Source organism: Thermospira aquatica (genome assembly GCF_023525255.1).
Taxonomy (GTDB): Bacteria; Spirochaetota; Brevinematia; order Brevinematales; family Thermospiraceae; genus Thermospira; species Thermospira aquatica.
Genome location: NZ_CP073355.1, coordinates 658118 through 674682, shown reverse-complemented (window position 1 = coordinate 674682; position 16565 = coordinate 658118). Strand labels below are relative to the sequence as shown.

Genomic DNA, 16565 nt, shown 5'->3' with positions numbered 1-16565 from the left:
CGAGGTGCGGTCACCGAGTAGCGAAGCGTATCGAGGTGCGGTCACCGAGTAGTTCCGAAGGAACGTATCGAAGCGACCAACCATAGTAGATAGAAACAAACTCTTTTTTTCTATTTCAGCTTCACGAGCACCCAATCATCATGACGGGAAACAACCACTGAAGTTTCGAAAATCTCAGGATACCGACGACGAAATTCCTCGATATCCCTCATCGTCCCCCCAAAGAGTTTCACCGTTGTTTCAGGCAGAGGTTTTGCTAAATCGTCAAGAGATCCAAAGCGGTACTCCAAAAGCCCCTGCACAATAAACCGCATATCCTGTTCCACAAACGTAGGAGTAAAAAGCACCGCTTCCCGGGGACGATCGTTTTTCTTCCAGAATGAAAGAAGTACCCGCTGATAGGAGGGATAGTACCGTATCTTCGTAGCAAACACCCACTCCGCAGGAGAAACAACCAGAAGCACAATCAGAATCTCCGTGACCACACCCATCACAAAAAGAATCTGTTTTCTCCTTGCCATGAGTTTTTGAACCCACGGGTAAGAACTCTTCCCCTCCCAGAAATGCCATGCCAGAAAAACACTCAGAGCAGGATAAAAAGGATTCAGATACCAGTCACTTTTGGTCTTGACAAGAAAAGGAAAAAGAAGCGTCGCCAGCATCCAGAACCAGAAAAGAGAAGGACCAAACCCCGAACCTTGCAGATAAAAACTATACCCATTTTCTTCCCTCTTCCATCGGAAAGCAAACCCCATAAACGGCACAACAAAAAAAAGAAAAAGTGACCACAGAAGCGTTTTCGTAAAAATCGGCTCAAGATAGTGGAGATTCGACCCTGGATGACCCTCTATGGCCTGAGAACTTCTTGCCACCAGATCATATCCCACCATCTTTTGAAAAAAAGTCAGCCCATCAACCTGGTATCGAGCGATAGCCCAAGCAATAACCGGTGCCCCCATAAGTACCAGGGAGAAAACCACATCCCCCACCCCGAGTTTTTTATAACGTTTCTCTGTGACCACCACGAGAAAGATAAAAAACGCCGGCATAGCCGCCGAAAACGATTTCAACAGAAACGAGAAAGAAACCATAAGCGAAGCAAGCCAGAGCCCCCACCTTTTTCCTTCGGCCCAGTTTACCATCCCCCAGACACAAAGCGTCATAAAAAAAGCCATATGCGCATCATAATCAGCCGTTCTCCCCGTATGAAAGGCAAGAAACGCATACATCGTCGAAAGCACAAGACCAGCCGTCAAAGCCGTCTTTTCCCCCAGACGTTTCCCGATCAACATCGTAAACACCACGGTAAGGACAGTAAAAAATGCCGAAAAGAAACGCAGTCCCCAGAGATTGACACCAAAAAGCTTGTACCCCAAAACAATAAACCACGTTCCAAGTGGTGGTTTCAGATTCCAGTAGTCAAGTCCCCCGTCGTAGGTCATGCCAATGTACTGACCACTTTTGAGCATCTCGTACGCGTTGAGAGCATGACGAGCCTCATCCCATATCTCCACTTCAAAATTTCCCAGGTTCACAAAACTATTCACAAGAGCAAGCCCTATCACCCCCACCCAGAGAACAAAAGAAAAACGAGGCTTTTTCACAAACATTTCCCTCTCCTCAATAAAAAAATAAAATATTACCGTAAAATATTGTAAAAAGAATCCTTCGAAAAAACAATTTTGAAAATTGCTTTCAATTTTCCCCTCAACCTAATCCAAAGCCACACAAAACCCGTTCAAAAAAATACTCTTCTCATACTTTTATCTTGTTTTCTCCATACTTTCCAGGATTATAGAGAATTTTCTTGTTCTTCTTTATAATATTCTAGAAAAACACCCTTTATGAGGAGTCTTTATGCCCCCAAGGATTTGTTTTATTCTTCCCTGTTACGAAGAAGAAAAAGCCCTTTCCCACACCCTCCCCAGGATAAAAGAAAAATACACCTCCCTTGTCGAAAAAAAGCTCATCTCCCCTGAGAGTCGTATTCTCTTTGTTGATGATGGAAGTCAGGACAATACATGGAAAATCCTTTCCGCAGCAAGTGAAAAAGACCCCATCATCCTTGCGCTCAAACTCTCCAGAAACTACGGCCACCAGAACGCCCTTTTAGCAGGTATTACAGAAGCGTATCATCTTGACTTTGATGCTACGATCACGATGGATGCTGATCTCCAGGATGACATGGATGCTCTCGACGAGTTTATCAAAAAATACCTTGAAGGTTACCAAGTGGTATACGGGGTGCGTTCCGATCGAAGTACAGACTCCTTTTTCAAACGAGAAACAGCCCTCGCCTTCTACAATATGATGCGATTCTTCCAGGTGCCCCTGGTATACAACCATGCGGATTATCGCCTCCTGGGGCGCCCTGCCGTAGAAGCACTCCTTGCCTTCCCCGAGAGAAATCTTTTCCTCCGTGGGATCATTCCTCTCCTTGGGTTTCCCTCCACGGAGGTATTTTACAAGCGACAGGAACGAATTGCAGGCCATACCAAATACCCTCTCAAAAAAATGATTGCGTTTGCCCTCAACGGCATTACGTCATTCTCCATTCAGCCCATTCGACTCATCACTTTTGGAGGATTTGTGGTTTCTCTGATGAGCATAGGGATCCTCTTCTATGCCCTTTTCCAGAAGATGGCCGGAAAAACGGTGAGTGGCTGGACATCTGTGATATTCTCCCTGTGGTTTCTCGGAGGACTTGTTCTGCTCTCCCTGGGAGTGATAGGGGAGTATATAGGCCGTATCTATCTTGAGGTCAAATCCCGCCCCCGCTTTTTCATAGAACAGAAAAAGGGAAAGAATTTTCATGAAAAAACTTCTTCACACTAATCATTTCGCAGAGATGCTACGGTTTGGCTTTGTGGGAGTGGTAAACACCCTCGTGGATATTGGAGTATTCTCTCTTGCAATTTTTTTGGGTATCCCGCGCGTTTTTTCTCAAGTGGCCGGGTACCTTGCAGGAACGATCAACAGTTTCTTCTGGAATAAGCATTTCACCTTTCGGGACAAAGACCACACAGACATTCTCAAAGTTATGCTTTTTGTAGGGGTGAATCTTGTCTCTCTTGGTGCCTCATCGTGGGGGATTTTTCTTCTTCCCCTGATGGGGATGCCCCTCTGGCTTGCCAAGGGATGTGTCACGATCCTTTCCCTTGCCATAAACTTTTTCGGTTACCGATGGTTGGTTTTCCGAAAAAAATAAAAGACCAGCCCGCGTCGCGCGAACTGGTCCTCGGAGGGAGAGGGATTCGAACCCCCGGAGCCTCGTCAGCTCAACGGTTTTCAAGACCGCCTCCTTCAACCACTCGGACATCCCTCCAGATAGGCCAGATATTATACACTATTTTTTTAAAAAAATCAAGCCTTCTTTTCCACCCGTACGCCAAACCCAATCAAAAGACAGTTAACAAGGGCCATCACCCCACCAAACCAGAAAGGAAGGGGAGCTGCCACCCGGTACAAAAATCCCGCTATAACACTCGCAGGAAGAAGGGTCACACCAACAATCATGTTGTAAAATCCTATGGCTGTTGCTACCGAGTTTTCGGGAGCAAGATCAGAGACAAACGCCTTTTCAGCTCCTTCCGTAAGCGCATAGTAAACACCATAGAGGATCCAGAGACCCCACACCATCCAGGGAGTATTGGCGGGAGCTAGTCCAAAGAGAAGATACACCAACCCATAGAGAGCATACCCCGTAACAAGAACTCCCTTTCTGCCTATCTTGTCAGACAAAGAACCAAAAGGCATAGAAAGAAGCGTCGTAGTAAAATTAAACACGAGATACATCAGGGTAACCATGGCAAGACTATTGCCGAGATCCTGGGAACGGAGCAAGAGAAACTGGTTGGATGAATTGCCCAGGGTAAAGAAAAACTGCGCCAGGAAAAATACCCGAAGAGCTGGCGTATAATGTTTGAGAGAGAGTTTGGGCATCTGAGCTTCTTTTTTTTCTACGTTGGGCTCTTTTGTAAAAAAGAGAAAAATCACACCGATAATCGCCGGAATCAACGCAATAGCAAAGATAGGGTAAAACCTTGCCGGTTCAGCATAGCGATCAACCCCGCGAAATACAAACGTAATCAAGACAAAACTCAGAAGTGTTCCCACAAAAGCACCGGCAAAATCCATGCTTCGCTGCAGCCCAAAAGCCTTTCCCTTTATCGAGGGATCTACCGAATACGCAATCAAAGCATCACGGGGAGCTGTCCTGATACCTTTCCCGATACGATCAAGGATCCTCGCAGAAAACACACTCACCCAATACGGGATAAAGAAGAGCACCTTGGCCAGCGCAGAAAAACTGTAGCCAAGAATCGTGAGGCTTTTCCGTTTCCCGAGTTTGTCCGAGATATACCCGGAGAAAAGCTTCAAAATACTTGCCGTGGACTCTGCCACACCCTCAATAATACCAAGAACAGGCCCAACAAGAGCTGCCTGAGACTTGAGAATCGAACTTACAAATGCTTGAATAAGGGGATACACTATCTCTGTAGATACATCAGTAAAAAACGAAGTAAATCCCGTCAGCCAGACATTTCGATGAAGCTTTGCTTTTGTTTTTTCCATATATCCTCTCCTGTAAACTCAAAAACTTTCGATATTATAAAAAAAAACAGCACAAAAAGTCAAAAAAAATTATACGATCCCAAAGATGGATTTAAGAATCCCTTATATCAAAAAGCTTTTTCTCTCACCTCGCGACCCGTTTTCCACTCCCCACAACCAAAAAATAATCACTATATTCGTGAAAACAGGAAAAACAAGCACCCTTTCTTCCTGTAAACCTTTCAACAAGGTACGTTTTTGGTTTCATGAAAAAACCCTTCCTTTGTGGGAGGTCTACCGTGATGCACATTTCTTGCAAAAATTTCTCTCTTTCATTATATTCAATACACGCAAGGAGCAAGCAATGGCAAAAAATCTTGGTGACATTCTTATCCAGGAGGGAATTGTTGAGCCTCTCCTCATCAAAAAAGCCATAGAACTTCAAAAGAAAAGTCACAAACGACTGGGCACCATTCTTATTGAAATGGGAGTGCTTTCCTCCGAACAGCTTTACCACGTGCTTGAAAAACAGCTTGGTGTTCCTTTTGTACGCGTTATTGACGAGCCTTTGCAGGAACAGGTTTTTCAAATCCTGGATATAGCCTTCTGTCGAAAACATGGGATTGCTCCCGTCCTCACCCCAAAAGGTACCATAAAAATATACATCTCAGAACCCCTTCTACCATCTCTCATGAATCAGATCTCTTTCCGTACCGGGCAAAAGGTGGAGATAGCCTATGCTACCGATGAAGCCATCCAGGTTTACCTTGCCCACTATGAAGGCAAAACCCCCTCTCTTCTCCAGAGTCCAGAAGAAAACGAGATACCATCTGAGGGGGAAGATTCTGAAACCACATCCCCCGCTGTTCAACTCCTTCAGCACTACATCGAAGAAGCCATCCAGAGAAAAGCCTCTGATATCCACTTCGAGCATCTCATCCATGGGGTACGGGTCCGATTCCGTATCGATGGGGTGTTGTACGACATTGACAGACCTTCAGAAGATATCTATCCCGCCCTCATCTCCCGTTTAAAAATCCTCTCAGAACTTGACATCTCTGAGAAACGCCTCCCCCAGGATGGACGTATCACTATCGAATACCAACAAAGAAGTGTCGACATACGTGTCTCTATCATCCCTACCGTCAATGGGGAAAATGCCGTCCTCCGTATCCTGGACAAGGGCAAAGAGGTCCTCTCCCTGGAACAATTGGGGATGCCAGAGTTTCTCGTTTCCATTGTGAAGCAGGCAGCCGAAAGACCCCACGGTATGATTCTTGTCACCGGTCCAACAGGCAGCGGAAAAACCACGACCCTCTACGGCGTGCTCAAACATATCGCCCAGTTTAACAAAAAAATCCTCACCATTGAAGACCCTGTAGAATACCAGATGGATGGAATTTCCCAGGTCCAGGCACATAGCGAAATTGGCCTCACCTTTGCAGCAGGGCTGCGGGCGTTTCTCCGCCATGACCCCGATGTCATCATGGTAGGTGAAATCCGGGACAAAGAAACTGCAGATATAGCGATCCGTGCGGCCCTCACAGGTCACCTCGTCCTCTCCACCATTCACACCAACGATGCAGCAAGTACCCTCACGCGTCTGGTGGATATGGATATCCCGCCGTATCTTCTTACGGCCACGATCAACCTCGTTCTCGCCCAGAGACTCGTGAGAAAACTCTGCACTGAATGCGCTGAAAAGGTGCCGCTCACTCCCCTGGACCATCAGACCCACCCCTGGACAGAAGGACTCAAGTATCACTGGAAACCAAAAGGCTGTCCTGTCTGTCATCATACAGGCTTTCTGGGACGACTCCCTATCTTTGAGTACATTGTCTTGAACGAAAAGATTAAAAAAGCCATCCTCGCCGGCGTTTCATCGTTTGAACTCAAGGAAACTGCCAGAAATCTCGGCATGCTCACTCTCCTTGATCAGGGCAAAACCCTCGTCGAAAACGGCACCACCTCCATAGAAGAGGTGGAAAAAGTAACCATGTGGAGTGAATGATGCTCTTTCAATACGAAGGCTACACCACAGATGGAAGCTCCCAGCGCGGGATCATAGAGGCAAAAGACAAACAGGACGCAGCCCTCAAGCTGTACCAGCGAGAAATCGTGATCGTCAGCCTCACAGAGGCAAAAAACCGAAAACCCACCATATCTCTCAAAGACCAGATTCTTTTCACCCGTTTGCTTACCAATGCCCTCAGTGCCCATCTCCCTCTCACCCGTGCACTTGAGATTATCGCCCAGGAGTTTCCCCAGCGTCACCCCCTCAAGCTGATCACACTTGATCTCATCCGCCAAATCCAGGGAGGGGAATCCCTTTCCCAGGCCATGGAAATGCATCCTGAGGCGTTTTCTCCCTTTGCCGTCAGCATGGTAAAAGCCGGAGAAGAATCAGGTGAGCTTGCCTCGACGGTCAATTCTTTGCTTCATTACCTTCAGAAACGACTCACCATTTCACAAAAGATCAGTTCAGCCCTGCTTTATCCGGGATTTATCTTTGTATTTGCTCTCGCTGTTCTTTTCTTTTTTGCTTTTGTCCTTATCCCCCAGTTTGAACAGAACTACGCTCAGTTTGGAGCGGAGTTGCCACTCTTTACGAGAGTTTTGATGAGCGGAACACGTATCCTTCGAGAGTGGGCGTGGTTGGCTGTTCTTGTGGTTGGACTTGGCATTGGGGGATATCTTCTCATGAGAGAGAAAAGATGGTTCCGCCATTGGAAAGATAGTACACTCCTTTCTCTTCCTCTTGTGGGGGATCTTCTCAACAAGGATATTCTTACCAGGTTTTCTCGCACGCTCTCGGTTCTCCTCTCAAGTGATGTGGTCCTCTCCGAAGCTCTGGAATTGTGCCGTGGAGTAGTGGAAAACATGATCTACGAGGATATGATCACACGGGCGATTCAGGATATCAATCAGGGAAGAAAACTCACGGACAGTTTTCGTCAGAATCGCTTTCTTCCACCAACGTTTATCCAGATGATCGGCATGGGAGAAGAAACCAGCCGCATTGATCAACTCAGTGGATACCTTGCCGACTTCTATGAACGGGATGTAGATAGTGCTGTAGAAAAAATCACCACCCTCCTCACCCCCATTCTGATTATTTTCATTGGAATTATTGTGGGCTTCATTATCGTTGCCCTTTTCTTGCCCATCTTTCAGTTAAGTAAAATTCTCTAAAAACAGATCACCCCTCTCCTGCAAAAGAATATCTCTCGAAAAAAAGGACAAAAAATCCACACTCAAAACTAAAAACCTCTTTTTTGACGTAAAATCCCAACATTGCTGGTTTTTCCAGGAAAAGAACACAAAAAACTTGATTTTTTTCTTTTTTCCTTTATAATGTAAAAAAATAAAAAATGAACGTGAAAGCTTTTTCAAAAAGGAGGGTATCATGTGGACAGAAGAGATGGATAGAGAACTTCTTGATCTCCTCTCCCAGTACAACTACGCCCCCGAGCTTCTCGACCTAGCCATCGAACAAACATTTCCCTCACTATCACGACAGGATGTCTACCAGAGGATATTTTTCTTGCTCGGAAGGGTTCAGCTCCTTCCCGCAGAAGTCTCTGCCGAATGGCAGGCCTTTCTCGACTACCATCAGGAGCTCATGCGTCTCTTGGGACGACCTGTCTCTATTCAGGTGGCTTTTCTGGACTTTTTCTATGAGAGGAAAAACTACTACCACGACCCTATCGTTCTTGAGAGAAGTGTCTACAATTATACCAAAGCTCAGACCTTTGTCGACAGCCTTACAGGCTTGTATAACTACCGCTTTCTCAGAGATTTTCTGCATAAGGAAAGCAAAAGAGCCAGCCGGCACAACGAGATGTTTAGTGTGATCCTCATCGACATCGATGATTTCAAAAACATCAATGACAGGTTTGGTCATATAGCAGGAGATATTGTCCTCCAGCACACCGCCAAAATGATGCTCGATGTATTACGCCAGGAGGATATTGCTATCCGCTATGGGGGAGATGAGTTTATGATCATTTTGCCCGAAACAAACCTGGAGGGGGCAAAACGATGTGCCGACCGCCTCCTTGCCCTGATGAAGGAAACCTCGATTTCTTTTCACGATACCCCTCTCCACATAAGCTATAGTATGGGGCTTGCTACCTTTGGCTATCACAGCAAAGAGGCACTTCTCTTGCTCGAACTCGCCGACCGCGCCCTCTACGCTGCCAAAAAAGCGGGGAAGGGATGCTGGCGCACCACTGAAGTAAATTATCTTTCTTCCTCGTAAAAATAAGAATCGTAAATCTCCGGACAATGCTTTTTCAAGTCCTCCCTCAGCACCTCACCAATCTCTTCATGGGTTTTAAGCTTTTTCACGGTGTTCCACAACTCCTTCGTTTGTTGCGCTGAAGACTTGAGAAGAATGGACTTCACCAGTGGTAGATAGGCCGGATTCACACTAAAGATTCTCAGCCCCATCCCCAGAAGGAGACGAACATAGAGAGGATCGCGTGCCATTTCTCCACACACAGAAACAGGCTTGCGCTGAGCTGTTGCCGCTCGAATAGTAAGTCGTATCAAAGCCAAAACAGCAGGATTCAGTGGCTGATAGTATTCACTTACGTTAGGATTTCCTCGATCGGTAGCCAAGGTATACTGCACCAGATCGTTTGTCCCTATGCTAAAGAAATCAACCTCCTTAATCAAGGTAGAAGCCATAACCGCTGCTGAAGGAATCTCCACCATAATTCCAAGAGGGATCTTGTAGTTAAAAGGCCGCCCTTCTTTTTTAAGCTCAGCAATACATTCCTGCAGGATAGCCTTGATCTGCTGAACCTCACTGAGACTCGAAATCATGGGAATAAGAATTTTTACGTTGTCATTAAAAACACTTGAACGCATGATGGCTCTGAGTTGCTGTTTAAAAAAATCCTTTTCTTTTAAGAAAATACGGATAGAACGCCACCCCAAAAAGGGATTGGCTTCATGAACAGGATTATTGAGAAACTTATCTCCTCCCAGATCAAGCGTTCGTATGGTGACAGGTTTTCCCGAAAAGAGAATAAGAAACTCGCGATAGAGATCAAATTGCTCATTCTCATTCATCATACGCTGATTTTGCATAAAGATCATCTCACTTCGTAAGAGTCCAATCCCCTCTGCCCCATGACGCAATGCGATATTGAGTTCCATAGAATTGGAAACATTCGCCATAAGGGTAATACCTACATCATCAGTGGTGCGAGAAGGAAGATTAATAAGATGAAAATTCGCCTCTTCTTGAGCGATATAGTTTCTTTGAAGCTGTTCATAGGAGTGAACGGTTGCCTCATCAGGATTGATGATCACAATACCCTTGTATCCGTCTACAATGATAGTATCACCTTTTTTGATGAAATTAAAGAGATCCTTGATACCAAAAACCGCCGGGATCTCAAGAGACTCAGCAATAATAGCCGCATGAGAGGTTGTGCTTCCGCTCTCGGTAGCGAGCCCCTGTACTGCCCCTTTTTCAAGATGAAGCACCTCTGCTGAGGATATTTCCTCGGCTACAATAATAGCAGGATTTTCTCTGGTAGGGCGTTCAACAACCCCCCCTTGAAGCACATGGGCTATACGATTGGCAAGTTCCTTGATATCCAGAAACCTTGCCTGAAAATAATCACTCTCGAGTTCCTCAAACCTCTTTTTCAAAAGAGAAAGCTCATAATGGAGAGCAGACAGGGCATTATAGTAATCACTTTCTATACGCTTAATCACATCCTTTTGAAAAAAGTCTTCCTGGATCAGATTGTAATGAAAATCAAGTATACTTGTGTTTTTATCAGAGAGACGTTGTTGAGCCTGTTCCCGCATCACTAGCGTTTCCTGGCGAATGGTTTCGAGCGCTTTTTGATACGCTTCAATCTCATCCATAACTTTTTCAGCCTCAATCCGCGTATAACGAATGTTTTTCATGAGATCATGTCGTAAGACCACTCGCCCTATAGCTATCCCTCGAGAGATCGGAATTCCCCTCAAAAAATATCCCATAGTTCACCTCTCTTTTCTTCCATCTCAATTATACCACTTTTTCCCAAAAGGTGCAATATTTTTCTCTCTTTTTACGTTTTTTCAAGAATTTTTTGCGCGACACGAATAGCATCAACAGCATCCACGGCGTAGTACGCCCCAATACTCTCGGCAAACTGGCGATTGACCGCCGCCCCACCTACCATCACAGGAAAAGATGCGTTTTCCTTCTTGAGAAGTTCCATAAACTCTGCCATCCGTGGCATGGTAGTCGTCATAAGTGCAGAAAGCCCAACAATATCAGCCTTTCTTTCTCTGGCAATTCTATAAATGGTTTCCGCAGGCACGTCTTTGCCCAGATCGATCACCTCAAACCCCTGGTTTCGTAGCATAAGGATGACAATGTTTTTGCCTATATCATGCACATCCCCCTGAACGGTGGCAAAAACCAGCGTTCCCTGGGAAGTTGTGCCTGTAGATCGAAGCAGTGGCTCCAGCTTTGCAAAGGCTTTTTGCATCGTTTCAGCAGAGAGAAGAAGTTGGGGAAGAAAGTACTGCCTCTTTTCGTAGAGTTGTCCAACCTCTGTAATAGCCGGAATGAGAAGTTCATCAAGGATAGCCTTTGGCTTGAGCCCTTTTTCAAGGGCTTCATCAAGGAGTTTTTCGATATCGTCTTTATGCCCTTTGATCACGGCCTCAGATATTCTCTGCTCTATGGTCTGGGCAACCGTACCAGAAGGAGGTGTGATGGTTTTTTGTCCACTGTACAGCCGAATATACTCCATAGCAGAGGGATCCCGTTCGAGAAGCACATCCGTCGCTCTCACAAGTCCCATTTGCTGTTCATCAAGCGGATTCACTATAGCTGTATTCAAACCATTTTCGATAGCCATGGTGAGAAAAGCCTGGTTGATAAAACTCCGTGCCGGCAGACCAAACGAAATATTCGAAAGTCCCATGGTCGTAAAAAGCCCAAGCTCCTCCCGAAAAGCTCTGAGGGTAGCAAGGGTTTGTCGTGGCGCCTTCTGATCAGAAGAAACAGTCATCACCAGAGGATCGGCAAGGATATTTTTCTTGTCTATGCCGAGCTTCTCTGCCTCAGAAAGAATTCGCTTCATCACAGCCACCCTTTTTTCCGCACTTTCGGGAATTCCATGTTCATCGATAGGAAGAGCCACAAAAGCCGCTCCGTATTTTTTAATCTCAGGGAGAAGGGCAAGCCTCTCAGGTTCCGCAGTAATAGAGTTTAACAACGGTTTCCCTGGATAATGCCTCATACCTCGAATAGCCGCAAGCGGCGAAGATGTATCAATGGCAAGGGGTATATGAACCACAGTTGAGAGAAGATCAATGGCATTTTCCATAAGCTTTGCCTCATCTGCCTGAGGAATACCCATATTCACATCAAGAACATGTGCCCCCGCCTGTTGCTGTTTGAGAGCCTCTTCTCTCACACGTTGAAAACTCCCCGAGAGAATATCCTCAACAAGAAGCTTGCGTGCCGTTGGATTGATCCTTTCCCCGATAATCGTAAAAGGGAGATGATGCCCTATTCGGTGATACTCAAAACGGCTGGAAAGTTTAAGAAAATCCACAACCCGTTTCTTATAGTGAAGGTAAGGTTTTTCTTTTTGACTCCGTTCGATGAGAAGCTTGATGTACTCCGGTGTTGTGCCACAACATCCCCCGATCACACATGCACCATACTCCAGCATGTGAATGGCGGTATCCACATAGCTTTCCGGCGTTTCACTGTAATGGGTTTTTCCATTCACCAGATGGGGAAGTCCAGCATTTGCCTGGACAATAATAGGCGTCTCAAAAAGATGCCCCACACGTTCCATGATAGCAAGCATTTCCTTTGGGCCAGTACCACAGTTCATCCCCATAATATCCACCCCGAGAGCCTCCAGGGTTGTAAAAGCCGCCTCAGGGCTCGTCCCGGTAACCATACGTCCATCCGACTCAAAGGTAACACTTGCAATGATAGGAAGATCACATACCTCCCGTGCGGCCAGAATGCCTGCCTTGAGCTCGAGAATATCGATATGCGTCTCAAAGAAAAGGGCATCAGCCCCTGCATTGGCAAGAGCAACAATCTGTTCTTTGTAGATATTCACCATCTCATCAAACGAGAGATCCCCGAGGGGCTTGACAAAATGTCCGGTGGGACCAATATCTGCAGCAACAATCGCCCTCCCTCTCGAAGCCTCTCTGGCATTTCTTACACCAGCCGCATTGAGCTCCTCAAGCCTATCGGCAAGATGATAACTTTCCAGCTTGATACTGTTTCCTCCCAGCGTATTCGTAATTACCAGATCACTGCCAGCCTCGATATAGGCTCGATGCACACTCTGGATGATGTCCGGTTTTGTCACATTCCAGAGTTCGGGACAATCCTCTCCTCCCAGTCCATACTGCTGGAGAAAAACACCCATAGAACCATCACTATACGCGACACCTTTTTGTGCTTTTTCAAGAAAGTCCTGCCACGTCATACATCCTCCAAAAAGGAAAAGATATCCTGATAAACCTGATCTCGATTGGTTTCCATAAGAATATGATGATTGCCAGGATACATGCGGATCTGCAAACGGGGAAAAAGCTTTTCAAGCACAGGAAGATTGTATCTCCAATCCACCACACTGTCATCTCGCCCCTGGACAATTAATACCGGCAGCTCACCAACAGAAGGATAACGAATTACCCTTTCATGCCAGTTTCTCGCGGCTTGAAACCAGGAGAGATGAGCTTTTTTCTCCTGAAGGGGATCTTGATTGTAGATAAAATCAAGAAAAGTTTTGTCAGAAGTGGTTCTGGTCTGTGTTCGAGGGAGTTCGGTTATAAAACCGCTGAGGAGATTGTATCCCATCACTGCCATATTCCAGTTTACCACTCGCACCAACGGAGCAGCAAGGGCAAGCTTTTGTATTCTATGGGTTCTCCGATGGGTGTGAAGATACTCTATCCACACAGAACACCCCGTACTAAACCCCATAGCAAAAAAACTCTTTGGAATCTCTGGCACTTTTCTCAGAACGCTCTCTAAAGCCTGAGCGTAGTCTGAAAAATCCTCTATTCCCGTGCGAAGTCCACTCGAAAGTCCATGCCCTGGGAGATCAAAAGCCACAATACTATACCCTCTCTTGAGAAAAAATCGATAAAACTCCCCAAAGTTTCCCACATGGTCAAGATATCCATGAATAAAGACTATCGTAGCGTGAGGGTGAGGGGGTTGCATCACGAGAACCAACACCTTATTGGTCTCTCCCCAAGGAACAATGTAGTTTTTATAAGAAATATCATCCCACAAGATACGGTAAAACATGAGGTAGTCTCTCATAACTTCCCGGGTGTTTGAGGTACCATTCGCCTGGTGGGCGAGGTTCGTCCAGGTATGGTAATCAGCATACCCATGGGAAAGCAAAATGCATACAAAAAATATAAAAAGGTATTTCATTGTTTCTCCTGACAGTGTTTTGAGACAAGGTAACGGGTATCACCATACTTTTTGAGAAGGTTATAAATGCTTTCTTCGGAGGAGCCAATCTGAGTGAGGTGATCTATCCATTTATCTTTATCACTATATTTGATACGACCCGAGGGATTAAAGTAGGCTACTGCATTCTCAACTGTCAGAATAAAGGGCGGAAACCCATCCCCCACGAGAAGATAATTGAGTATAATATTGCCTGTACGATGGTTTCCTTCAATAAAAAGCTGGGGTTGACTAAGCGCCAGTGTGTAGAACTGGGACGCTTTCCGCAACGTAGGAAGCTTTCTCCCCTTATCCTTGTACCATTTCATGATACGCCCGATTCTCTTCTGAAAACGTTCACGGGTACTTAAAATATGACTATGAAATTCTAGCCTTTTGGCAGGATCTCTCCCACAGAGAACGATATGATTAAGCTCAAGGATAGCGTACATACCTGCAGGGTTAAAAAGATCGATACCCTGAGCAAGAAGATCGTTAAGGTATTCATAGGCGAGGAGAATATGCTCAATAATCTCGAGAGTCATGGGTTCACGTTTATTCTCAAGCTGAAGATTGATCCTATCAAAATGACGATATACTTCCAGGAGACTTTGCTGGATAGCCTTGATATCAAAAATACACGTGGAACTCATCTGGTTAAAAGCCTATCCTTAATATATCCATTTTTAGGATTGATGGAAAGTCCCTTTTCCCACATCAGCTTTGCATCATCAAAACATTTCAGAGCCTCATAAACCATCCCAATGTGGTAGTAGATCTCATCAATTCCCTCAAAAGGCTCCATTCCATCCAGCGTCAAAAGGATAGAAGCAAAAACCTCCAATGCCTTTTCATACTCTCCCATCTGGAAATAAATCCAGCCAAGCGTATCCTGATAAGCTATATTTGCGGGCTGAATGGCAAGTGCCTTCTGAATATATTCCAGTGCTTTATCCAAGGAAACCTTTCGTAGGGCATAAATATAGGCAAGAAGGTTGTATGTTTCTGCGGTTGGTCCAAGATGAATCGATTCCTCAAGAGCACGTTGCGCCTCCAAAAGACGCTGAAGGAGGAAAAAAGAATTTCCCAGAGAATAGTTTACTGCTGCCGTATTAGAAAAGCTTTTTGCCTTTTGAAAAGACTGCAGTGCCTGCTCGTGAAGATTCTTTTGTTGAGCAATCAGTCCCGTATAATACCAAAACCGATACTTCTCTAAAGGAGATTGGGCAAGTGCTTCTGCCTGTCGAGAATAGATATCACTTCGATAGCTATTGGTTTGCTGCATGTGGAGAAAGGCAAGCGCAAGGGTAATATCAAAGACTTTCTCCCTCGGGATATCAGCTGTCTTTTCCTTGAGAAAAAGCTCATACCTTTTAATCGCCTCGCCATAATTCCCCACCTCCTCGTAGAGAGAACCAAGGGTGATAAGGGCATCAAGGCGCAGATCTGGCTCTTTTTCAAGAGGGAGAAGAAACTCTATGGCTAAAGAGGTTTGCCCCACCTGCTGGGCATAATACCCCATAAGAAACAGCATCTCCCGTTTCGTTTTGTTATCCTTGAGAGCCTCTGCTGCCTTAAGCTTAAGGTAGTTTGCATAGAAAATGCGTACCGGTTCCACCTGATACTCTCGACTGAGTCTATCAATCGTGGAAATTACATCTTTGTATTTCTTTTGTGCGTAGAGCTGATAAGCTTTTGCTAGAGGAACCTCTTTTTCATAGGCAGAAGCAAGCCTTTCCCATCCCTTCTCCCTCAGAAAAAATCCTGTCTGAATACGAATAAGCGCCACATCCCCGGAATACAAAAGTTCCGGGATATTCGTGACCAGGGTGTACGCCTTGCGAGCCTCGAGGATCTGCTGATACCCAAAAGCAAGATACTTATCAAGATTATAATCCTGGTCAAAAATCTTTTTTGCCTTTTCTAAAAGCTCAATGCCTGCTCGATAGTTATCATAACGGAGTTCTATCAAACCAAGAAGGTAATAGCTTTGATACACAGCCTGCTGGGAAGAAGGCTCATCATTCGTATTGGAGATCACCCGCCAGAGATAGCCCTTAGCCTCTTCAAAACGCTGTTGATTGTAGAGAAGAAGCCCCCGATAAAAATTCCCGAGCATATTTTCTGGATCTATGACAAGAAGTTGTTTGAGTGCCCTATCAAAGTCAGCCCACTCTCCAAGGGATTTTTTAACATCGAGATAGCCGTAAAGCACCTCCCGATTAGTAAAATAATTAGTATACGCCAGATCAGCAAGATAATTGATCAGGGAAAAAAGTTTCTCCTGGGAGAGAATCGACGATTGTCGCTGTTGCAAAAGAGATGATCCAATAGACAAAATCATCTGAAAAGCATAAGGATTATGATAACCATTCTCCGCAAGCTGTCCTAAAACCAAAAGAGCGGACTCCTTTTCATCCTGATAGGCAAGCGAAAGACCATACGCATACTGAGCCTCTGCCTGCTCCGGAGTAAGCAAGGGAATATTCTGTGCATACAGGGAAGTCCATAAAAAAAGCAAGAGGATGCTTTGTTTTTTCATAAAAAC

At 45.4% G+C, this 16565-nt stretch carries 12 protein-coding genes and 1 tRNA gene; 5 read left to right on the top strand and 8 right to left on the bottom strand.

The features are described 5' to 3' along the window. Positions 1–110: 110 nt before the first annotated feature. Positions 111–1610, bottom strand: coding sequence for an ArnT family glycosyltransferase (locus KDW03_RS03255; RefSeq protein ID WP_271435968.1), 1500 nt, complete (start codon positions 1608–1610; stop codon positions 111–113). A gap of 247 nt (positions 1611–1857) precedes the next feature. Here KDW03_RS03255 and KDW03_RS03250 point away from each other — a divergent pair, with 247 nt between their 5' ends. Together KDW03_RS03250 and KDW03_RS03245 are read left to right on the top strand one after the other, a co-directional pair. After that, a complete protein-coding gene (locus tag KDW03_RS03250) occupies positions 1858–2835 on the top strand; it encodes a glycosyltransferase family 2 protein (RefSeq protein ID WP_271435967.1) in 978 nt (325 codons plus the stop codon). Further along, entirely contained in the window at positions 2813–3208 is a 396-nt protein-coding gene (locus tag KDW03_RS03245; protein WP_271435966.1) for a GtrA family protein, read from the top strand. Before KDW03_RS03250 ends, KDW03_RS03245 begins: the two co-directional genes overlap by 23 nt. 31 nt (positions 3209–3239) lie before the next feature. Here the strand turns inward: KDW03_RS03245 and KDW03_RS03240 are convergent. Continuing rightward, positions 3240–3325 (bottom strand) — tRNA-Ser (locus KDW03_RS03240). Positions 3326–3363: 38 nt separating this feature from the next. Further along, complete coding sequence (locus tag KDW03_RS03235; protein ID WP_271435965.1) at positions 3364–4575, bottom strand: MFS transporter; 1212 nt, start codon at positions 4573–4575, stop codon at positions 3364–3366. 343 nt (positions 4576–4918) lie between these two features. Here KDW03_RS03235 and KDW03_RS03230 point away from each other — a divergent pair, with 343 nt between their 5' ends. The 3 genes from KDW03_RS03230 to KDW03_RS03220 all read left to right on the top strand — a co-directional run bounded on the left by KDW03_RS03230 (position 4919) and on the right by KDW03_RS03220 (position 8815). Continuing rightward, on the top strand, positions 4919–6565 hold the full coding sequence (locus tag KDW03_RS03230; RefSeq protein ID WP_271435964.1) for a GspE/PulE family protein: 1647 nt from the start codon (positions 4919–4921) through the stop codon (positions 6563–6565). Then, a complete protein-coding gene (locus KDW03_RS03225; protein WP_271435963.1) occupies positions 6565–7746 on the top strand; it encodes a type II secretion system F family protein in 1182 nt (393 codons plus the stop codon). Before KDW03_RS03230 ends, KDW03_RS03225 begins: the two co-directional genes overlap by 1 nt. A 214-nt stretch (positions 7747–7960) precedes the next feature. After that, the gene (locus tag KDW03_RS03220; RefSeq protein WP_271435962.1) at positions 7961–8815 is read left to right on the top strand and encodes a GGDEF domain-containing protein; all 855 of its coding nucleotides are present in this window, start codon (positions 7961–7963) and stop codon (positions 8813–8815) included. Here KDW03_RS03220 and ptsP read toward each other — a convergent pair. From ptsP to KDW03_RS03195, 5 genes are all read right to left on the bottom strand, one after another. Next, on the bottom strand, positions 8797–10560 hold the full coding sequence (ptsP, locus tag KDW03_RS03215; protein WP_271435961.1) for a phosphoenolpyruvate--protein phosphotransferase: 1764 nt from the start codon (positions 10558–10560) through the stop codon (positions 8797–8799). The genes KDW03_RS03220 and ptsP overlap by 19 nt on opposite strands. A gap of 71 nt (positions 10561–10631) precedes the next feature. Beyond that, a complete protein-coding gene (locus KDW03_RS03210; RefSeq protein ID WP_271435960.1) occupies positions 10632–13037 on the bottom strand; it encodes a homocysteine S-methyltransferase family protein in 2406 nt (801 codons plus the stop codon). Then, positions 13034–13999: an alpha/beta hydrolase gene (locus KDW03_RS03205; protein WP_271435959.1), complete on the bottom strand. Its 966-nt coding sequence runs from the start codon at positions 13997–13999 to the stop codon at positions 13034–13036. The genes KDW03_RS03210 and KDW03_RS03205 overlap by 4 nt, the downstream gene beginning before the upstream one ends. Further along, positions 13996–14670, bottom strand: a complete 675-nt coding sequence (locus KDW03_RS03200; protein WP_271435958.1) for a hypothetical protein — start codon at positions 14668–14670, stop codon at positions 13996–13998. The genes KDW03_RS03205 and KDW03_RS03200 overlap by 4 nt, the downstream gene beginning before the upstream one ends. Then, positions 14667–16559, bottom strand: coding sequence for a tetratricopeptide repeat protein (locus KDW03_RS03195; RefSeq protein WP_271435957.1), 1893 nt, complete (start codon positions 16557–16559; stop codon positions 14667–14669). The genes KDW03_RS03200 and KDW03_RS03195 overlap by 4 nt, the downstream gene beginning before the upstream one ends. Between the last annotated feature and the right edge of the window lie 6 nt (positions 16560–16565).